Annotated in this window: 16 protein-coding genes; 6 read left to right on the top strand and 10 right to left on the bottom strand. The window is 61.0% G+C overall.

The window, feature by feature from the left end:
* Nucleotides 1–106: 106 nt before the first annotated feature.
* The 10 genes from lysS to ASE98_RS13355 form a co-directional block, all read right to left on the bottom strand.
* Nucleotides 107–1,609: a lysine--tRNA ligase gene (gene lysS / locus ASE98_RS13315; protein ID WP_060541828.1), complete on the bottom strand. Its 1,503-nt coding sequence runs from the start codon at nt 1,607–1,609 to the stop codon at nt 107–109.
* Between the two features lie 105 nt (nt 1,610–1,714).
* Nucleotides 1,715–2,810, bottom strand: a protein-coding gene (gene prfB, locus ASE98_RS25855; RefSeq protein WP_103394385.1) for a peptide chain release factor 2 whose coding sequence is annotated in 2 segments (ribosomal slippage) — nt 1,715–2,737 and nt 2,739–2,810 — 1,095 coding nt in all. Because the reading frame shifts where the segments join, the coding sequence is not laid out codon by codon here.
* 248 nt (nt 2,811–3,058) lie between these two features.
* Complete coding sequence (locus ASE98_RS13320) at nt 3,059–4,060, bottom strand: response regulator (protein WP_060541829.1); 1,002 nt, start codon at nt 4,058–4,060, stop codon at nt 3,059–3,061.
* 48 nt (nt 4,061–4,108) lie between these two features.
* Nucleotides 4,109–5,119 (bottom strand): chemotaxis response regulator protein-glutamate methylesterase, encoded by a 1,011-nt coding sequence (locus ASE98_RS13325; protein WP_060541830.1) that lies wholly within the window; start codon nt 5,117–5,119, stop codon nt 4,109–4,111.
* On the bottom strand, nt 5,116–7,386 hold the full coding sequence (locus ASE98_RS13330; RefSeq protein WP_060541831.1) for a hybrid sensor histidine kinase/response regulator: 2,271 nt from the start codon (nt 7,384–7,386) through the stop codon (nt 5,116–5,118). The genes ASE98_RS13325 and ASE98_RS13330 overlap by 4 nt, the downstream gene beginning before the upstream one ends.
* Nucleotides 7,383–8,063 carry a chemotaxis protein CheW gene (locus ASE98_RS13335; protein ID WP_060541832.1) on the bottom strand — a complete coding sequence of 227 codons (681 nt, stop codon included), beginning with the start codon at nt 8,061–8,063 and terminating at the stop codon, nt 7,383–7,385. The genes ASE98_RS13330 and ASE98_RS13335 overlap by 4 nt, the downstream gene beginning before the upstream one ends.
* Complete coding sequence (locus ASE98_RS13340; protein ID WP_060541833.1) at nt 8,060–9,331, bottom strand: CheR family methyltransferase; 1,272 nt, start codon at nt 9,329–9,331, stop codon at nt 8,060–8,062. The genes ASE98_RS13335 and ASE98_RS13340 overlap by 4 nt, the downstream gene beginning before the upstream one ends.
* Nucleotides 9,328–9,864 carry a chemotaxis protein CheW gene (locus ASE98_RS13345; RefSeq protein ID WP_060541834.1) on the bottom strand — a complete coding sequence of 179 codons (537 nt, stop codon included), beginning with the start codon at nt 9,862–9,864 and terminating at the stop codon, nt 9,328–9,330. Before ASE98_RS13345 ends, ASE98_RS13340 begins: the two co-directional genes overlap by 4 nt.
* A complete protein-coding gene (locus tag ASE98_RS13350; protein WP_060541835.1) occupies nt 9,864–11,486 on the bottom strand; it encodes a methyl-accepting chemotaxis protein in 1,623 nt (540 codons plus the stop codon). The genes ASE98_RS13345 and ASE98_RS13350 overlap by 1 nt, the downstream gene beginning before the upstream one ends.
* 255 nt (nt 11,487–11,741) lie before the next feature.
* A complete protein-coding gene (locus tag ASE98_RS13355; RefSeq protein WP_060541836.1) occupies nt 11,742–12,425 on the bottom strand; it encodes a tellurite resistance TerB family protein in 684 nt (227 codons plus the stop codon).
* 205 nt (nt 12,426–12,630) lie between these two features.
* Between ASE98_RS13355 and ASE98_RS13360 the strand changes: the two genes are divergently transcribed.
* The 6 genes from ASE98_RS13360 (at nt 12,631) to ASE98_RS13385 (ending at nt 19,673) form a co-directional block, all read left to right on the top strand.
* Nucleotides 12,631–13,545, top strand: coding sequence for a LysR family transcriptional regulator (locus ASE98_RS13360; protein WP_060541837.1), 915 nt, complete (start codon nt 12,631–12,633; stop codon nt 13,543–13,545).
* 102 nt (nt 13,546–13,647) lie between these two features.
* Complete coding sequence (locus ASE98_RS13365) at nt 13,648–15,135, top strand: gamma-aminobutyraldehyde dehydrogenase (RefSeq protein ID WP_082457538.1); 1,488 nt, start codon at nt 13,648–13,650, stop codon at nt 15,133–15,135.
* An 84-nt stretch (nt 15,136–15,219) separates the two neighbouring features.
* Nucleotides 15,220–16,371 (top strand): putative ABC transporter substrate-binding protein YdcS, encoded by a 1,152-nt coding sequence (gene ydcS, locus ASE98_RS13370; RefSeq protein ID WP_060541839.1) that lies wholly within the window; start codon nt 15,220–15,222, stop codon nt 16,369–16,371.
* Between the two features lie 516 nt (nt 16,372–16,887).
* Nucleotides 16,888–17,925 (top strand): ABC transporter ATP-binding protein, encoded by a 1,038-nt coding sequence (locus tag ASE98_RS13375; protein WP_060541840.1) that lies wholly within the window; start codon nt 16,888–16,890, stop codon nt 17,923–17,925.
* A 1-nt stretch (nt 17,926) separates the two neighbouring features.
* Entirely contained in the window at nt 17,927–18,874 is a 948-nt protein-coding gene (locus tag ASE98_RS13380; protein ID WP_060541841.1) for an ABC transporter permease, read from the top strand.
* Nucleotides 18,864–19,673, top strand: coding sequence for an ABC transporter permease (locus ASE98_RS13385; RefSeq protein WP_060541842.1), 810 nt, complete (start codon nt 18,864–18,866; stop codon nt 19,671–19,673). The genes ASE98_RS13380 and ASE98_RS13385 overlap by 11 nt, the downstream gene beginning before the upstream one ends.
* Nucleotides 19,674–19,679 lie beyond the last annotated feature (6 nt).

Genomic DNA, 19,679 nt, shown 5'->3' on the forward strand with positions numbered 1-19,679 from the left:
GAATCACGACAGGTATTTCCTCTCAGGTGAAAGTCACAAGTTGATACGTTTGTACCAGACAGGCAATAAAAAACCGCCTGAAGAGGCGGTTTTTTAAGTGAAACACTTACGCTTGCGGCCGCATGTGCGGGAACAGTATCACGTCGCGGATCGACGGTGAGTTGGTCAACAACATCACCAGGCGGTCGATGCCGATACCTTCACCGGCGGTTGGCGGCATACCGTATTCAAGGGCACGCACGAAGTCGGCGTCGTAGTGCATGGCTTCGTCGTCGCCGGCGTCCTTGTCGGCCACCTGGGCCATGAAGCGCTCGGCCTGGTCTTCCGCGTCGTTCAACTCGGAGTAGGCGTTGGCGATTTCACGGCCGCCGATGAACAGCTCGAAACGGTCGGTGACGTTCGGGTTGTCGTCGTTGCGACGGGCCAGCGGCGACACTTCGAACGGGTACTGGGTGATGAAGTGCGGCTGCTCCAGTTTGTGCTCGACCAGCTCTTCGAAAATCATCACCTGCAATTTACCCAGGCCTTCGAAACCCAGCACCTTGGCGCCGGCTTTCTTGGCGATGGCACGGGCCTTGTCGATGTCGTTCAGGTCGTCAGCGGTCAGCTCAGGGTTGTACTTGAGGATCGAGTCGAACACCGACAGACGCACGAACGGCTCGCCGAAGTGGAACACCTTGTCGCCGTACGGCACATCGGTGCTGCCCAGAACCAGCTGCGCCAGCTCACGGAACAGTTCTTCGGTCAGGTCCATGTTGTCTTCGTAGTCGGCGTAAGCCTGATAGAACTCCAACATGGTGAATTCAGGGTTGTGACGAGTCGATACGCCTTCGTTACGGAAGTTGCGGTTGATCTCGAACACTTTTTCAAACCCGCCAACAACAAGCCGCTTGAGGTACAACTCAGGCGCAATGCGCAAGAACATTTCCATGTCCAGCGCGTTGTGGTGGGTTTCAAACGGTTTGGCTGCCGCGCCGCCCGGAATGGATTGCAGCATCGGCGTTTCCACTTCCAGGAAGTCACGCTTCATCAGGAAGGTACGGATGTGGGCGATGACTTGCGAACGCACGCGGAACGTCTGGCGCACGTCTTCGTTGACGATCAGGTCAACATAACGCTGGCGGTAGCGCTGCTCGGTGTCGGTCAGGCCGTGGTGCTTGTCCGGCAGTGGGCGCAGGGACTTGGTCAGCAGGCGCACGTTGGTCATTTCAACGTACAGGTCACCTTTGCCGGAACGGGCCAGGGTGCCTTCGGCGGCAATGATGTCGCCCATGTCCCAGGTTTTCACCGCGGCCAGGGTTTCTTCGGACAGAGTCTTGCGGTTGACGTAGACCTGGATTCGTCCGGTCATGTCCTGGATTACCATGAACGAGCCACGGTTGAGCATGATACGACCGGCAACCTTGACCGGGATCGCAGCCTCTGCCAGCTCTTCCTTGGTCTTGTCCGCGTACTGTTTCTGCAGCACATCGCAGTAGTTGTCGCGGCGGAAGTCGTTGGGGAAGGCATTGCCCTTGGCGCGCTCGGCAGCAAGCTTTTCCTTGCGCAGGGCGATCAGGGAGTTTTCTTCCTGTTGCAGGGCTTGCGGGTCGAGTTCTTGGTCGCTCATGTCTTTAAATATTCCATCACGGGTTCGTTGCCCCCGGCCTGCGGCCGGGGATCGCCAGCAAGCCGGCTCCTACAAGGGATCGAGACCGATCCCGTATTGCATGTCTTACAGCCCGGATTTCAGGCTGGCTTCCAGGTATTCGTCGATATCGCCGTCGAGTACCTTGTCGCAGTCGCTGCGTTCGATGTTAGTGCGCAAATCCTTGATCCGCGAGGCATCCAGCACGTACGAACGAATCTGGTGACCCCAGCCGATATCGGACTTGGTGTCTTCCAGGGCCTGGGAGGCCGCGTTGCGTTTCTGCATTTCCTGCTCATACAACTTGGCCCGCAGCATTTTCATGGCGGTGTCCTTGTTGGCGTGCTGGGAACGTTCGTTCTGGCAGCTGACCACGGTGTTCGTCGGTACGTGGGTGATACGTACGGCCGAGTCGGTGGTGTTTACGTGCTGACCACCGGCACCCGAGGAACGATAGGTGTCGATCCGCAAGTCTGCCGGGTTGATTTCGATTTCGACCTTGTCATCGATCTCCGGGGAAACGAACACCGCAGAGAAAGATGTGTGACGACGATTGCCGGAGTCGAACGGGCTCTTGCGCACCAGACGGTGCACGCCGATTTCGGTACGCAGCCAGCCAAAGGCGTATTCGCCCTTGATGTGCACGGTGGCGCCCTTGATCCCGGCGACTTCACCGGCGGACAGTTCCATGATGGTCGCGTCGAAACCGCGTTTGTCAGCCCAGCGCAGGTACATGCGCAACAGGATGTTGGCCCAATCCTGGGCTTCGGTGCCGCCGGAGCCGGCCTGGATGTCCAGGTAGGCGTTGTTCGGGTCCATTTCGTGGCTGAACATGCGGCGGAATTCAAGCTTGGCGAGGTTTTCCTCGAGACGGGCCAGCTCGGCGACGACATCGCCCACTGCGCCTTCATCGTTTTCTTCGACGGCCATGTCCAGCAGGTCGCGGCAATCGGCCAGACCGGTGTTCAGTTCGTCCAGGGTTTCGACGATCTGCGCCAGTGCAGCACGCTCGCGGCCCAGCTCCTGGGCGTATTCAGGTTTGTTCCAGACACTCGGATCTTCAAGCTCGCGATTGACTTCAGTCAGACGCTCATGCTTTTGATCGTAGTCAAAGATACCCCCGAATAGTTTCGGAGCGCTCGGACAGGTCCTTGATGGTGTTAAGGATCGGGTTGATTTCCATGGCGGGCAGCACTCGTTGGCGAACTTTTGAAAGCCGGCGAGTATACCGGTAAACAGCCAAAAACGGCAGTCCGCCTGGCCGAAAAGGCATGTTAACAGGCAATCCCTGAAACGACGCAAACCCCTGTAGGAGCGAGCCTGCTCGCGAAAAACCGCAAGCACCGCTGGGTATCTGGCTTTAAGCGTTATCGTTCACGCCCATCGTCGGATCGCCGCCCGGAGCCTGCTCGCACCTGCACAGGGTACGGTTTACCCGACCCCAACCTGATTACGCCCATTTTTCTTCGCCGAATACAGGCCCTTGTCCGCCGCCGAGATCAGGTCGCGGTAATTGCCGCCCGGTTTCGGGATGATGGTCGACAGGCCGATGCTGACGGTCAGGCTTGAACCTTCGCTTGGGGAGTTGTGCGGGATTTTCAGGGCTTCGATGGTCTGGCGCAGTTTTTCCGCCACAAGTCGGGCACCGCCCGGCGAGGTGTTGGGCAGCACCAGGGAGAATTCTTCGCCGCCGTAACGGGCCGGCAGGTCGGAAGGCCGGGAGCTGGCGTTGCGGATCGCCTCGGCCACCTTGCGCAGGGCTTCGTCGCCTTCCACGTGACCGAAGTTGTCGTTGTAGGACTTGAAATAGTCGACGTCGATCATCAGCAACGACAACTGACTCTGCTCGCGCAACGCACGGCGCCATTCCAGTTCCATGTATTCATCGAAATGCCGGCGGTTCGATAATCCGGTCAGGCCGTCGGAGTTCATCAGGCGCTGCAGCACCAGGTTGGTGTCGAGCAACTGTTGCTGGCTGACCCGCAACGCCCGGTAAGCGGCGTCGCGCTGCAACAGGGTCATGTAGGACCGCGAGTGATAGCGGATGCGCGCGACCAGTTCGATGTTGTCCGGCAGTTTGACCAGGTAATCGTTGGCGCCGGCGGCGAACGCCGCGCTCTTGATCAGCGGGTCTTCCTTGGTCGACAGGACGATGATCGGAATGTCCCGGGTCGCCGGATGATTGCGGTATTCGCGTACCAGGCTCAGGCCGTCCAGGCCCGGCATCACCAGGTCCTGGAGAATCACCGTCGGCTTGATGCGCACCGCTTGGGCGATCGCCTGGTGCGGGTCGGCGCAGAAATGGAAGTCGATGTTCTCTTCATTCGATAATCCACGGCGCACGGCTTCGCCAATCATCGCCTGATCGTCCACCAGCAATACCATGGCGGCGTTTTCGTCGCTCTTGAAGTCGTCGATCTGTAAATCATTCATGTGCGGTCACCTGAGTACTGCCTGGGCCAGGGTTGCGAAAAAAAGTAGTCATTTGGAGAAAATCTCCAGCAATCGTGGCGCTATCTTGTCCAGTGGGCGAATTTCCACGGCAGCGTCGATGGCCGCGGCCGCTTTCGGCATGCCGTAGACCGCGCTGCTGTTCTGGTCCTGTGCGATGGTCAGGTAACCCTGCTGGCGCATGAGTTTAAGCCCCTGAGCGCCATCACGCCCCATGCCGGTGAGCAAAACGCCTACGGCATCGCCGGCCCAGTGATGGGCCACGCTCTCGAAGAACACGTCGATAGAGGGTCGGTAGATTTCGTTGACCGGTTCGGCGGTGTAGGCCAGCGTGCCGTTTTTCAACAGACGGATATGATGATTGGTGCCGGCCAGCAAGACCGTGCCGCTTTGCGGCGGCTCACCTTCGCGGGCCAGCCGCACGTCGAGGCCGCTGGCACTGCCGAGCCATTCGGCCATGCCGGCGGCGAACACCTGGTCAACGTGCTGTACCAGCACGATGGCCGCTGAGAAGTTGCGCGGCAGCCCCTTGAGCAGGACCTCTAGCGCAGCGGGCCCGCCGGCGGATGAACCGATGGCAATCAGCCTTTGTCGCGAACCCTGATTGCGTGACGGGCCGGGGGCGGAACGTTCGCCACTGACCTTTTCGCCGATCAGCCAGCCGATGTTGATGATTTTGCGCAGTAATGGCGCGGCCGCTTCCTGGGCATTACCGGCACCGAGGGTCGGAGTGTCGACGACGTCCAGTGCCCCGTGGCCCATGGCTTCGAACACCCGGTGGACATTCTGCTGGCGATCGACGGTAACAATGACGATGGCGCAAGGGGTCTCATTCATGATCCGCCGGGTAGCCTCGACGCCATCCATCACCGGCATGATCAGGTCCATCAGGATCAGGTCCGGCGTATCCTGCGCGCACAGGTGCACTGCCTCGGCCCCGTCGCCGGCGACCCAGACCACCTGGTGAGCCGGCTCGAACGCCAGAGCGCGGCGCAGGGCTTCCACTGCCATTGGCATGTCGTTGACAATTGCGATCCTCATGCCCGCGCTCCTCCAATGAGCTCGACCACTGCATCGAGCAGGGCGTCGTCATGAAAACTGGCCTTGGCCAAATAGTAGTCGGCGCCGGCATCCAGCCCCCGACGGCGATCTTCTTCGCGATCCTTGTAGGACACCACCATCACCGGCAGCGATTGCAGGCGATTGTCCCGACGCAGCAGCGTGACCAGTTCGATGCCATCCATGCGCGGCATATCAATGTCGGTGATCAGCAGATCGAAATCCTCCGAACGCAGGGCGTTCCAGCCGTCCATGCCATCCACCGCGACCGCTACGTCATAGCCGCGATTGAGTAGCAATTTACGCTGCAACTCTCGCACGGTCAGGGAGTCGTCGACCACCAGAATCCGCTTGCGCGCGGCTTCGACGACCTTGCTGCTGTGCCGGGCGATGCGTTCCAGACGCCCGGTATTGAGCAGTTTATCCACGGAGCGCAGCATGTCTTCGACGTCGACGATCAGCACCACTGAACCGTCGTCGAGCAAGGCCCCGGCAGAAATGTCCTGCACCTTGCCCAGACGCTCATCCAGCGGCAGCACCACCAATGTCCGTTCGCCGATAAAGCGCTCCACCGCCACGCCGTAGATCGCATCGCGTTCGCGGATGACCACGACTTTCAATGTTTGCGGGCTGTTCTGGCTCGCCGGGCGCTGCAATAGCTGAGTCGCCGCCACCAGCCCCACGTGTCGGCCCTCGTGCCAGAAGTGCTGGCGACCTTCGACCTGGACGATATCCGCCGGCTCCAGATCGCACATGCGTTCAATGTGAGCCAACGGAAAGGCGTAGGCTTCGTCGCCGACCTCTACCACCAGGCTGCGCACCACCGACAGGGTCAGCGGCACTTCCAGATGGAAACGGCTGCCCTCGCCCGCCGTCTGCTCCAGTACCACGGCGCCGCGCAATTGCCGGACCATGTGCTGCACCGCATCAAGCCCGACGCCGCGTCCGGAGACTTCGGTGACCGTGTCGCGCAGGCTGAAACCCGGCAGAAACAGGAACGTCAGCAGCTCTTCCTCGCTCAACTGCGCGGCGGTTTGCGCTGGCGACAACTGCCGTTCGATGATGCTGCGGCGGACCTTTTCCAGGTCCACGCCATTACCGTCATCACTCAACTCCAGCACCAACAGCCCGGCCTGATGGGAGACGCGCAGGCGGATCAGGCCTTCAGCCGGCTTGCCTGCCAGCAGGCGCTGCTCAGGGCTTTCAATGCCATGATCGACCGCGTTGCGCAGCAAATGGGTCAGCGGAGCTTCGAGCTTTTCCAGCACGTCGCGATCGACCTGGGTCTTCTCACCCTCGATCTCCAGGCGCACCTGTTTACCCAAGTCGCGGCCCAGATCGCGGACCATGCGCACTTGTCCGCTCAGCACATCAGCAAACGGCCGCATCCGACAGGCCAATGCCGTGTCGTACAGCACCTGCGCCCGCTGGCCGGCCTGCCAGGCGAACTCATCGAGTTCGGTGTTCTTTTCCACCAGCAATTGCTGGGATTGCGCCAGAAGTCGCCGGGCATCCTCGAGGGCTTCCCGGGCTTCCAGGCTCAAGGCCTGGTCCTTGAGATGCGTATTGAGGTTCTCCAGCGCGCGCTGGCTGTTGTTCTGCAGGCGTTTGAGACGCTGCATGGCGGCCAGATGCGGTTTGAGCCGCAGGGTTTCGACCAGGGATTTACTCGACAGATCGAGCAGGCTGTTCAGGCGCTCGGCGGTAACGCGCAGCACACGTTCGCCGTTTTCCGTCGCGGGTTTTCTTTTGCGCAGTGTCTTGGCCGCAGGCGGCTCAATGTCCTCTGCCACTGGCTCGATCCCAGGCACTGGCGCTTCGAGCTGCAGTTCGGCCATCACCGGTGCTGCCGCCGTGGCGTTCGGGTCGAGCAATTGCGCCATCCGTGCCACATAGGCTTCGATCTCGGCCCCTTGCGGATTGTTGTTCGGTGTGGCGATGCGCATCAGCAGATCGGTGCCTTGCAGCAACGCATCGATATGCTCCGGGCACAGCAGCAGACGCCCTTCCTGGGCACTGACCAGACAATCTTCCATCACGTGGGCAACGCTGACCCCGGCATCGATACCCACGATCCGCGCCGCGCCCTTGAGCGAGTGTGCCGCGCGCATGCACGACTCGAGCTGGTCGGCCAGGGTCGGGTTGCGTTCAAGCGCCAACAGACCGGTACTCAACACCTGGGTCTGGGCCTCGGCTTCCAGGCTGAACAGCTCCTGCAAAGAGGCGTCGCGCATTTGCTCAGGGGTCATGTAAGGCTCCGTGTCACGGCTGTCAGCAGCTGCTCTTCATCCAGCCAGCGCAGGCTGCGGCCTTTGAATTGCAACACGCCCCGGGTGTATATGGCGCTGGCCTGGGCACCGGAGCGCGAGGCCGCATCGAGGATGCGCTCATCGATGGCGTGAATCCCGTCGACCTCATCCACCGGCACCACCACCGGCCCGCCGTGAGCCGCGATGATCAGCATGCGCGGCATGACCCGGATGCCAGGCGCGACGTTGCCGCTGCCATCGAGCCCGAGCAGTTCCACCAGCGACAGGCACGCCACCAACGCGCCGCGCACATTGGCAACACCGAGCAGGGCCCGGGAGCGCTGGTGCGGCAAAGAGTGAATCGCCTGCATCGGCGCCACTTCGACCAGACTGCGGGTAGCCAGGCCCAACCATTCTTCGCCCAGGCGAAACATCAACAGCGAGCGGGTTTTCACCTCGCTCTCGAGCGCAATGGACACCTGCTCGCGATCTTCCTGCTGCAACGCATAACGATCGAGCAAACGCGTGGCGGCGGCCGAATACACCGCGCAATTACGGCAGTGAATGTGCTCACCCAGCAACGGGCAGGATTTGTCACCGTGAATCCCGATGCGGTTCCAGCAATCGTCGATGGCCTGGGCGTCCCGGCTGACGCGAAAGGTATCGGAGGCGGTCATCGTCTACGCTCACTGTCGGCGGCGCGGCCGCTGCGGGCGGCACGCTCCTGTAATCGTCTGGCACCCGCGGTGTCGCCCTGGGCTTGCAGCAATGCCGCCAGGTGCATCAACGCCTCGGGATGTTGCGGTTCGAGGTACAACGCCTTGCGATAAAAACCCTGGGCCTCCAGGGCATTGCCGGCCACGTCGCTGAGCAACCCCAGCCAGCAAAAAACCTGGGCTACCGGCTCGTGGCTGCGCAGATAACTTTCACAGGCGACCCGCGCTTGTGCAGTTTTGCCTTCGTTGGCCAGGGCGGCGATGTTTGCCAGCAACCCGGCCCTGTCGGAATCCGGCTTCTTTGCCGCAGCAGGCATCGGCGCCACGCTGGCAAACGGACGGCTGCGCAGTGACGTTGGCGGGGCGCTGCGCAGTTGTTTCTGCACCGGTAAAGGCGCAGGTACGAAGAGGGGGAACGGCTCAGGCACCGGGGCGTTCTGGTGACTGAAAGCAAAGGATTGTGCAATGCCAATCGAGCGCATGCCCAAGCGCCCCAGCGGAGCACCCTCGGCCGGACCGATGAATAGCACGCCATCCACGTGGGTCAGGCGCTTGAGCACTTCAAACACCTGCTTCTGCGTTGCCTGGTCAAAATAGATCAGCAGATTACGGCAGAACACAAAGTCATACGGCGGCTCACCGGCCAGCAGCGCCGGATCAAGCAGATTGCCGACCTGCAGGCGCACCTGCTCGAGCACTCTCTGGTCAAGGCGAAAACTATCGCCTGCGGCGCTGAAATGGCGTTCTCGAAAGCCCATGTCGTGGCCACGAAAGGAGTTTTTGCCATACAGCGCACGCCTGGCTTTTTCCACAGACAGGGGGCTGACGTCCATGCCGTCGACCTTGAACTGATGCGGCTTGAGCCCGGCATCGAGCAACGCCATGGCTATCGAGTACGGTTCTTCTCCGGTGGAGCACGGCAGGCTGAGGATCCTCAGCGCACGCAGGTTATTGATCTCGGTCAGGCGTTTGCTGGCCAGCCTGGCCAGGGTGACGAAGGACTCCGGGTAACGGAAGAACCAGGTTTCCGGGACGATCACCGCTTCGATCAGTGCCTGCTGTTCGTTCTCTGAGCCTTGCAGCAGTTGCCAGTAATGATCGGCTGTCAGCGCATGCGACGCGGCACTGCGCTGGCGCACGGCACGCTCGATGATCGCCGGCCCTACCGAGGTCACGTCAAGGCCGATGCGCGCCTTGAGGAAATCGAAAAAGCGCTGGTCGCTGCTCATGAGTGCGCCTCAAGCGACGCCAGGTCCAGCGGTGGCGAAGGGAACAACAGTGCGCGAACCTCATCGTTCAGCAGATCCCTGACCCGCACCCATTGCAGCAAACCCTGCTCGTCCTTGCGCACCGGTCCCAGGTACGGCGCCTGGCGATTGTCCAGTCCATAGGGTTGAAAATCCGCCGGATCGCAACGCAGGGTGTCGGTGGCCTGCTCCAGAATCAACCCGAGCAGTTTCGTTTCCGCGCTTTCATCGCGACGGTAGTTGACCAGCACAAGCCGCGTACTGGTACGGGCCTGGGCGGGCGAACCAAAGGCCAGTGCGCAGAGGTCAATCACCGGTACCACCACACCACGACAGGCGAACACGCCGGCGACCCATTCGGGGGTACCGGGGATCGGCTTCAACGCATGGCACGGCAGCACTTGCGCCACCTCTATCGCTTGTAATGCATAGCGCTCGCTGCCGACGCGAAACACCAGAAACAACGCGTGCGCCGCCTGTTTCACGGCAGCGCGTTTGGCGGTGATTTCGCTCATCAGACTTTGAATCGCGAAACGCCACTACGCAGCCCTACGGCCACCTGGCTCAGCTCGTCGATGGCGAAGCTGGCCTGGCGCAGGGATTCGACGGTCTGACTGCTGGCGTCACCCAGTTGCACCAGCGCGTGGTTGATCTGCTCGGCACCGGTGGCTTGGGCCTGCATGCCTTCGTTGACCATCAACACCCGTGGCGCCAGCGCCTGAACCTGATGGATGATCTGCGACAGCTGCTCGCCGACTTGCTGCACCTCGGACATGCCCCGGCGCACTTCCTCGGAGAACTTGTCCATGCCCATGACCCCGGCGGACACCGCCGACTGGATCTCACGGACCATTTGCTCGATGTCATAGGTGGCCACGGCAGTCTGGTCCGCCAGACGTCGCACTTCGGTGGCGACCACGGCGAACCCGCGACCGTACTCCCCGGCTTTCTCCGCTTCGATGGCGGCGTTGAGCGACAGCAGGTTGGTCTGGTCGGCGACCTTGACGATGGTCACCACCACCTGGTTGATGTTGCCGGCCTTCTCGTTGAGGATCGCCAGCTTGGCGTTGACCAGATCGGCCGCGCCCATTACCGAGTGCATGGTTTCTTCCATCCGCGCCAGGCCCTGTTGCCCGGAGCCGGCGGCCACCGAGGCCTGGTCGGCGGCGGTGGAGACTTCTGTCATGGTGCGCACCAGGTCACGGGAAGTGGCGGCGATTTCCCGCGACGTCGCGCCGATTTCCGTGGTGGTGGCAGCGGTTTCGGTGGCGGTGGCTTGCTGTTGCTTGGACGTGGCGGCGATCTCGGTGACCGAGGTGGTGACCTGCACCGACGAGCGCTGGGCCTGGGACACCAGGGACGTCAGCTCGGTCATCATGTCGTTGAAGCCGGTTTCCACCGCACCGAATTCGTCCTTGCGCTCCAGATTCAGGCGACTGCTGAGATCACCGGTGCGCATGATTCCGAGAATTTCCACGATGCGATTCATCGGCGCCATGATGGCGCGCATCAACAACAGGCCGCAGAGGCCGGCCGCCAATACGGCGATCACCAAGGAAATGCCCATGATAACTTTCGCGGTGAGGACAGCGTCGTCGATGGCTGCTACTTCCGCATCTGCCACTGCCTTGTTGTGGCGCAGGATATCAGTGAGTTTCAGACGACCCGCCGTCCAGGTCGGGGTCAGCTCTTCATTGAATGTCTCTATCGCTTCGGCGTTCTGATTGCGTTTGTACAACTCGATCACGGCCAACAGAATCCGCTGGTAATCCGCCGCCAGCTTTTCGAACGCGGCGTACTCGACTTTGTCTTCTTCGGTCGTGACTGTTGCGCGATAGAGCTCCATCTGCTCTTGCAGGCGCGCGGAGTAGCCCTTGAAGTCCGAGACATCCTCAGCGCTGAAGCCGTTCCCTTGCTCCAGGCCAAGCATGCCCAGCATTCGTAGATAACTGTCGGACCAGGCACTGCGCACCATCGAACTGTGATACAGCCCGGGAACTGCATCCTCGCGAACACTGGCTTCGCTGGATTCGATCGTCAACAGCCGTGAATACGAGACGACCACCATCAACAGCATAATGGCGATAATTACCGCAAAACTCGCCAAAATGCGTTGGCGCAACGTCCAGTTCTTCACAGTCGATCCTCGGGCCTGATGCCAAATGGGCGGAGTATAGCCGAGGGCGGTGTTACACCTATAAGACGGTCGCTTACACTATTTTACCCTTCTGGCAGAAACAGGCTATCAATTGGCCATTAAGACACTGAGCGCAACTGCAATTGTCATCGTGAACAGGCCCGATCCCACAATAACCTTATGCGAGCACAACATTTGTGCTCGCCGATGGTCCTTGTGGCAGCGAGCCTGCCCGCGGTCAGGCGGCCTCGGCGCCTACAGCGAAGCCTGGCGCACCTGCCTCTCCAGCTCGGCCTTCAACCCTGGCTCCAGCTTGAGTTGCCGCGCCAGTTCATCGAGGTAGGACTTCTCCATGAAGTTCTCCTCGTCGACCATCATCACACTGGCGATGTACATTTCAGCGGCGATTTCCGGGGTACTGGCGGCGCGGGCGACAACGCTTGGGTCCAGGGGCATGTTCAGTTCGGCGTGCAGCCAGTGCTGCAACTCCTGATCGTTGTCCAGTTTGGTGAACGCACCTTCAATCAGTGCACGTTCGCGCTCATCGACGTGACCGTCAGCCTTGGCCGCGGCCACCATGGCCTTGAGGATTGCCTGGCTGTGCTGCTCGACCTGCACGGCGGGCACGCGGTCGACGGTTTGCGGCTCACGCGCTGATCCAGCACCCGACTGGGCCTGCCAGTTGCCATAAGCCTTGTAGGCCAGTACGCCTAACGCGGCGAGGCCACCGTAAACCGCGACCTTGCCCCCGACTTTGCGGGCCTTCTTGTTACCGAGCAGCAAGCCCATTGCCCCGGCGGCCAATGCGCTACCCCCGGCACCGGAGAGCAGACTGCCGAGACCGCCGCTTGCACTCTTGCCCTGCGCGCCACCGGCCTTGTTCTGCAGCAGGTCCTGACCGGACTTGAATAATTGATCGAGCAATCCGCGGGTGTTCATTTTTCCGCCTCCATAAAAGTGATTAACCGGAAAATAAGGCCACCAGCCTAGATTGAAAGTGCCCACGACTCGCCCGCAAGAGTGCTTCGAGATGTTGCCTGCGTCCTTGCACTTGCCACTTCAAGCTCGCAGCTTTCGGCTGCACTCAGAAAAATCGATATAGACTGCAACAAATTGATAAAAACAGCCCACTGGGACCTTTCCCATGATGACCCTGCGTCAGATCCGTCATTTCATCGCCGTAGCCGAGACCGGCTCCATCTCGGCCGCCGCGCAAACCGCGTTCATTTCCCAGTCGACCCTGACCCTGGCCATCCAGCAATTGGAAGAAGAAATCGGTGTCAGCCTGTTCAGTCGCCATGCCAAGGGCATGACCCTGACCCACCAGGGCCATCAGTTCCTGCGTCAGGCGCACCTTATCCTGGCCACCGTGGACAACGCCAAGCGCAGTCTGCAACAGAGCACCGACCAGGTCGCCGGGCAGTTGATCATCGGCGTAACCAGCCTGGTCGCCGGCTATTACCTGGCGGATTTGCTCACGCGCTTCCAGCGCGCCTACCCCAACGTTGAAATCCGCGTGATGGAGGATGAACGCCCTTATATCGAGCACTTGCTGGTCAGCGGCGAGATTGATGTCGGCGTGCTGATCCTTTCCAACCTCGAAGACCGCCACGCCTTGCAGACCGAAGTTCTGACCCATTCGCCCCATCGACTGTGGCTACCGGCCCAGCATCCACTGCTGGAACACGACAGCATCAACCTCGCCGACGTGGCCCGCGAGCCGCTGATTCAGTTGAACGTCGACGAGATGGACCGCAATGCCCAGCGCATGTGGTCCGCCGCCTCATTGCAGCCGCGCATCACCCTGAGAACCGCCTCAACCGAAGCCGTGCGAAGCCTGGTGGCTGCGGGATTGGGCGTGTCGATCCAGCCCGACATGACTTATCGCCCCTGGTCCCTTGAGGGCGACATCATCGAAGCGCGCACCATCGCCGACCTGAGCCAGACCCTCGACGTCGGCCTGGCCTGGCGTCGCGGCACCGCACGCCCGGCGCTGGTGGACCCGTTCCTCACCGTCGCCCGTGAACAGCCTCATGGCGGGCGCAAGCCATCTATTTAATCGAACGCTACCTTCAGTATTTAGAATTTGTCGACCTCGGGTCCGCGCACTAGTCTTGTCGTATCTATATAAGACGGCCAGGCCCCAGTCACAGGGAGCAGCATGGCTATACAAGAAAAGAGAACCCGAAAGATGGCTGGCGCACAGACCCCGTTGTTCACCGCTCTGTTGATCGATGGTGAATTAGTTGCCGGCCAGGGCCGCGCCGAGCCGATTCTCAATCCGGCCACCGGCGAAGTCATCACACAGATCGCCGAAGCCAGCACCGAGCAAGTCGAAGCGGCCATACTCGCCGCCCACCGCGCCTTCGCCGGTTGGTCACGGACCACGCCGCAGCAGCGCTCGAACCTGTTGCTGGACATCGCCAACACCATCGAAAAGAACGCCGACCTGCTTGCCCGCCTCGAATCCATGAACTGCGGCAAGCCGCTGCACCTGGCCCGCCAGGATGACCTCAGCGCCACGGTCGACGTGTTCCGCTTCTTCGCCGGCGCCGTGCGTTGCCAGACCGGCCAGCTCAGCGGTGAATACGCACCGGGCTACACCAGCATGGTGCGCCGCGACCCTATCGGCGTCGTCGCCTCGATAGCGCCGTGGAACTACCCGATCATGATGGCCGCGTGGAAGATCGCGCCGGCCCTCGCCGCCGGCAATACCCTGGTGTTCAAACCCTCGGAACACACACCGCTGTCGATCCTGGCCCTGGCCCCGGCACTGGCCGAGATCCTGCCGCCGGGCGTGATCAACATTATCTGCGGCGGCGGTGAAGGCGTCGGCAGTCACCTGGTGAGCCATCCTAAAGTGCGCATGGTGTCGCTGACCGGCGATATCGTCACCGGACAAAAAATCCTCCAGGCTGCGTCGAAAACACTTAAACGCACCCACCTGGAACTTGGCGGCAAGGCCCCGGTGATCGTCTGCAACGATGCCGACATCCAGGCTGTGGTCGAAGGCGTGCGCACCTATGGCTATTACAACGCCGGTCAGGATTGCACCGCCGCTTGCCGGATTTATGCTCAGGCCGGCATTCATGACCGCCTGGTGGCCGAACTCGGCGCGGCGGTGAGCAGCCTGCGCTTCGCCGGCAAACGCGACGCCGACAATGAAATCGGCCCGCTGATCAGCACCCGTCAGCGCGACCGCGTGGCCAGTTTCGTCGAGCGTGCCCTCGGCCAGCCGCACATCGAGCGGGTAACCGGCGCGGCAGTGCATTCAGGAGCCGGTTTCTACTATCAGCCGACCCTGCTGGCCGGCTGCAAGCAAAACGATGAAATCGTCCAGCGCGAAGTCTTCGGTCCAGTGGTCACGGTGACCCGTTTCGATGAACTCTCACAAGTCGTGGACTGGGCCAACGACTCGGAGTACGGCCTGGCTTCCTCGGTCTGGACCCAGAACCTCGACAAGGCCATGCAGGTCGCGGCACGCCTGCAATATGGCTGCACCTGGATCAACAGCCATTTCATGCTGGTCAGCGAAATGCCCCACGGCGGCCTGAAGCGTTCGGGCTACGGCAAGGACCTGTCCAGCGATTCCCTTCAGGATTACAGCGTGGTGCGGCACATCATGGCGCGCCATGGCCAGCATCTCTGACTACGCTAATAACAAGCCGCTGACGGCATGCTTCACCACGTTCAAAACACTGCCCCGACCATAATTAAAAAAGAGGGAAATTCCATGTTCGTGCACAAGACCGCACTGCTCAGTGCAATCACCACCGCGCTGCTGGCCAGCGTCAGTGTCCAGGCCGCAGAGCCCCTCACGGCCGTCGGTGCCGGCGAGGGTCAACTGGATATTGTCGCCTGGCCGGGCTACATCGAACGTGGCGAGAGCGACAAGGCCTACGACTGGGTGACCGGCTTCGAGAAAGAAACCGGCTGCAAGGTCAACGTCAAGACCGCTGCTACCTCTGATGAAATGGTCAGCCTGATGGCCAAGGGCGGATACGACCTGGTGACCGCGTCCGGCGACGCTTCCCTGCGCCTGATCGTCGGCAAGCGGGTACAGCCGATCAACACGGCGCTGATTTCGAACTGGAAGAATCTCGACCCGCGCCTCAAGGATGCGCCGTGGTACGTAGTCAATAAACAGACCTACGGCACCCCGTACCAGTGGGGCCCGAACGTGCTGATGTACAACACCAACGTGTTCAAGACCGCGCCCACCAGTTGGGGCGTGCTGTTCGACGCGCAGAACCTGCCGGACGGCAAACCGAACAAGGGTCGCGTACAGGCGTATGACGGTCCGATCTACATTGCCGACGCGGCGCTGTACCTGAAAACCGCCAAGCCGGAACTGGGTATCCAGAGCCCGTACGAACTGACCGAAGCGCAGTACAAAGCCGTGCTCGACCTGTTGCGCGCCCAGCAGCCGTTGATCCACCGCTACTGGCATGACACCACGGTTCAAATGAGCGACTTCAAGAACGAGGGCGTAGTCGCCTCCGGCGCCTGGCCGTACCAGGTCAACGGTCTGATCAACGAGAAGCAGCCAATCGCTTCGACCATCCCGAAAGAAGGCGCCACCGGTTGGGCCGACACCACCATGTTGCACACCGAGGCCAAGCACCCGAACTGTGCGTACAAGTGGATGGACTGGTCACTGCAACCGAAAGTCCAGGGCGATGTCGCGGCATGGTTCGGCTCGTTGCCAGCGGTGCCGGCGGCTTGCAAAGGCAGTGAGCTGCTCGGCGCCGAGGGCTGCAAGACCAACGGTTTCGACCAGTTCGACAAAATCGCTTTCTGGAAAACCCCGCAGGCTGAAGGCGGCAAGTTCGTGCCGTACAGCCGCTGGACCCAGGATTACATTGCGATCATGGGTGGGCGCTGACTCAAGTGCGATCCGGTCGAGCTCCCTTTGCCCCTCTTCCCCCTGAGGGAAAGGGCTGGGGTGAGGGGGTAGCTTTTGACGTTGCTCTTCAATTATGGGCAATGACCGAAACCGCTGCCCTCACCCCCCGCCCTCTCCCGGAGGGAGAGGGAGCTAAAAGCAGATTGCATTTCATCTGCGAGATGTGCGAGCTCAAAGCAGATCGCATTTCACCTGCAGGATGTGTGAGCTAAAAGCAGATCGCATTTCACCTGCAGGATGTGTGAGCTAAAAGCGGATCGCATTTCACCTGCAGGATGTGTGAGCTAAAAGCAGATCGCATTTCACCTGCAGGATGTGTGAGCTAAAAGCGGATCGCATTTCTCCGGCCAGATGTGTGAGCTAAAAGCGAATCGCATTTCATCTGCCAGGTGTGTGAGCTGAAAGCAGATCGCATTCACCGCTAGACGATTCAGTTTTTTCAGAAGTCCAGGCAGGGCCGTTGCGACGGCCCTCGCCTTTTTGGAGCACCGCACCATGACGCTTGCAGTCCAATTCACCAACGTTTCCCGTCTGTTCGGCGAAGTGAAGGCCGTAGACCGGGTTTCCATCGACATCCAGGACGGCGAGTTCTTCTCCATGCTGGGGCCTTCCGGCTCGGGCAAAACCACCTGTCTGCGCCTGATCGCCGGCTTCGAACAACCGAGCGCCGGCTCCATCCGTATTCATGGCGAAGAAGCCGCCGGGCTGCCGCCGTATCAACGCGACGTGAACACCGTGTTCCAGGATTACGCGCTGTTCCCGCACATGAACGTTCGCGACAACGTCGCCTACGGCCTGAAAGTCAAAGGCGTGGGCAAGATTGAACGCCTCAAGCGCGCCGAAGAAACCCTCGACATGGTCGCCCTGGCTGGCTATGGCGAGCGCAAGCCGGTGCAACTGTCCGGTGGTCAGCGCCAGCGTGTGGCCCTGGCCCGCGCCCTGGTCAATCGTCCGCGCGTATTGCTGCTCGACGAGCCCCTCGGCGCTCTCGACCTGAAGCTGCGCGAGCAAATGCAGAGCGAGCTGAAAAAGCTGCAGCGCCAGCTCGGCATCACCTTCATTTTCGTTACCCATGACCAGACTGAAGCGCTGTCGATGTCCGATCGCGTTGCAGTATTCAACAAGGGCCGCATCGAACAAGTCGATACGCCGCGCAACCTGTACATGAAACCGGCCACCACCTTCGTCGCGGAATTCGTTGGCACCTCCAACGTGATCCGCGGCGAGCTGGCCAAGCAGTTGAGTGGCAATCCGCAGCCGTTCTCGATTCGCCCGGAACACGTGCGCTTCGCCGAAGGCCCGCTGGCCAGCCACGAGATTGAAGTCAGCGGTTTGCTGCACGATATCCAGTACCAAGGCAGTTCGACTCGCTATGAGCTGAAACTGGAAAACGGCCAGAGCCTGAACATCAGTAAGGCCAACAACCAGTGGCTGGATACCAGCGCACAGCACCAGACCGGACAGCGCATCAGTGCACGCTGGGCGCGCGAAGCCATGATCCCGTTGCACGACACCGCAGCGGGCGGGGTGTGAGATGAACAGCGTGGCTCTCGCTCAATCTTCGGCCAGCGGCTCACTGCTGCGCAGGTTTTCCAACCTGTTGTATCGCCGACCGAATTTTTACCTGTCGCTACTGTTGGTACCGCCGCTGCTGTGGTTCGGTGCGATCTATCTCGGTTCGTTGCTGGTTCTGCTGTGGCAAGGCTTCTACACCTTCGATGACTTCACCATGGCGGTCACCCCCGACCTGACCCTGGCGAACTTTGCCGCACTGTTCCAGCCATCGAACTTCGACATCATCCTGCGCACCCTCGGCATGGCGATTGCCGTGTCGATCGCCAGCGCCATCGTCGCGTTCCCGATCGCCTATTACATGGCGCGCTACACCACCGGCAAGACCAAGGCGTTCTTCTACATCGCGGTGATGATGCCGATGTGGGCCAGCTACATCGTCAAGGCCTATGCCTGGACCTTGCTGCTGGCCAAGGGCGGCGTGGCCCAGTGGTTCGTGCAGCACTTGGGGCTGGAGCCGCTCCTGCAACTGGTGCTGGGCATTCCGGGCGTCGGTGGCAGCACCCTGTCGACCTCGCACCTGGGGCGCTTCATGGTGTTCGTCTACATCTGGCTGCCGTTCATGATCCTGCCGATCCAGGCCTCGCTGGAACGCCTGCCGCCGTCGTTGCTGCAAGCCTCCGCCGACCTTGGGGCCAAGCCGCGCCAGACCTTTATGCAGGTGATCCTGCCGCTGTCGATCCCGGGCATTGCCGCAGGCTCGATCTTCACCTTCTCTCTGACGCTCGGTGACTTCATCGTGCCGCAACTGGTGGGCCCACCCGGCTACTTCGTCGGCAGCATGGTCTACGCCCAGCAAGGCGCGATCGGCAACATGCCAATGGCCGCAGCGTTCACCCTGGTGCCGATCGTGCTGATCGCCATCTACCTCTCCATCGTCAAACGCCTGGGGGCCTTCGATGCACTCTGAGAAAGCTTCTATTGGCCTGAAAATCGCGGCGTGGGGCGGGCTGGTGTTCCTGCACTTCCCGATCCTGATCATCTTCCTGTACGCCTTCAACACCGAAGACGCGGCGTTCAGCTTTCCGCCCAAGGGCTTCACCCTGAAGTGGATCGGCGTGGCGTTCTCGCGGCCGGACGTGCTCGAAGCGATCAAGCTGTCGTTGCAGATCGCCTCGATTGCCACGCTGATCGCCATGGTCCTTGGCACATTGGCCTCGGCCGCGTTGTACCGCCGGGATTTCTTCGGCAAGCAAGGCATTTCGCTGATGCTGATCCTGCCGATCGCCCTGCCGGGGATCATCACCGGGATCGCGCTGCTGGCGACCTTCAAGACACTGGGGATCGAACCGGGGATGTTCACCATCATCGTCGGTCACGCGACCTTCTGTGTGGTGATCGTCTACAACAACGTCATCGCCCGTTTGCGCCGCACTTCGCACAGCCTGATCGAGGCCTCGATGGACCTCGGCGCCGACGGCTGGCAGACCTTCCGCTACATCATCCTGCCGAACCTCGGCTCGGCGTTGCTGGCTGGCGGCATGCTCGCTTTCGCGCTGTCGTTCGATGAAATCATCGTCACCACCTTCACCGCCGGCCATGAACGCACCCTGCCGCTGTGGCTGCTCAACCAGCTCAGCCGCCCACGGGACGTACCGGTGACCAACGTCGTGGCGATGCTGGTGATGATCGTGACCATGCTGCCAATTTTCGGTGCCTATTACCTGACCCGTGGCGGTGAAAGCGTGGCGGGCAGTGGTGGAAAGTAACTGACA

It is taken from the genome of Pseudomonas sp. Leaf48 (assembly GCF_001421885.1).
Classification (GTDB): Bacteria; Pseudomonadota; Gammaproteobacteria; order Pseudomonadales; family Pseudomonadaceae; genus Aquipseudomonas.

Bases quoted from the DNA above. Each gene is read 5' to 3' on its own strand.
- lysS (WP_060541828.1), bottom strand. From the start codon at position 1,609: ATGAGCGACCAAGAACTCGACCCGCAAGCCCTGCAACAGGAAGAAAAC.
- ASE98_RS13320 (WP_060541829.1), bottom strand. From the start codon at position 4,060: ATGAATGATTTACAGATCGACGACTTCAAGAGCGACGAAAACGCCGCC.
- ASE98_RS13325 (WP_060541830.1), bottom strand. From the start codon at position 5,119: ATGAGGATCGCAATTGTCAACGACATGCCAATGGCAGTGGAAGCCCTG.
- ASE98_RS13330 (WP_060541831.1), bottom strand. From the start codon at position 7,386: ATGACCCCTGAGCAAATGCGCGACGCCTCTTTGCAGGAGCTGTTCAGC.
- ASE98_RS13335 (WP_060541832.1), bottom strand. From the start codon at position 8,063: ATGACCGCCTCCGATACCTTTCGCGTCAGCCGGGACGCCCAGGCCATC.
- ASE98_RS13340 (WP_060541833.1), bottom strand. From the start codon at position 9,331: ATGAGCAGCGACCAGCGCTTTTTCGATTTCCTCAAGGCGCGCATCGGC.
- ASE98_RS13345 (WP_060541834.1), bottom strand. From the start codon at position 9,864: ATGAGCGAAATCACCGCCAAACGCGCTGCCGTGAAACAGGCGGCGCAC.
- ASE98_RS13355 (WP_060541836.1), bottom strand. From the start codon at position 12,425: ATGAACACCCGCGGATTGCTCGATCAATTATTCAAGTCCGGTCAGGAC.
- ASE98_RS13360 (WP_060541837.1), top strand. From the start codon at position 12,631: ATGATGACCCTGCGTCAGATCCGTCATTTCATCGCCGTAGCCGAGACC.
- ASE98_RS13365 (WP_082457538.1), top strand. From the start codon at position 13,648: ATGGCTATACAAGAAAAGAGAACCCGAAAGATGGCTGGCGCACAGACC.
- ydcS (WP_060541839.1), top strand. From the start codon at position 15,220: ATGTTCGTGCACAAGACCGCACTGCTCAGTGCAATCACCACCGCGCTG.
- ASE98_RS13375 (WP_060541840.1), top strand. From the start codon at position 16,888: ATGACGCTTGCAGTCCAATTCACCAACGTTTCCCGTCTGTTCGGCGAA.
- ASE98_RS13380 (WP_060541841.1), top strand. From the start codon at position 17,927: ATGAACAGCGTGGCTCTCGCTCAATCTTCGGCCAGCGGCTCACTGCTG.
- ASE98_RS13385 (WP_060541842.1), top strand. From the start codon at position 18,864: ATGCACTCTGAGAAAGCTTCTATTGGCCTGAAAATCGCGGCGTGGGGC.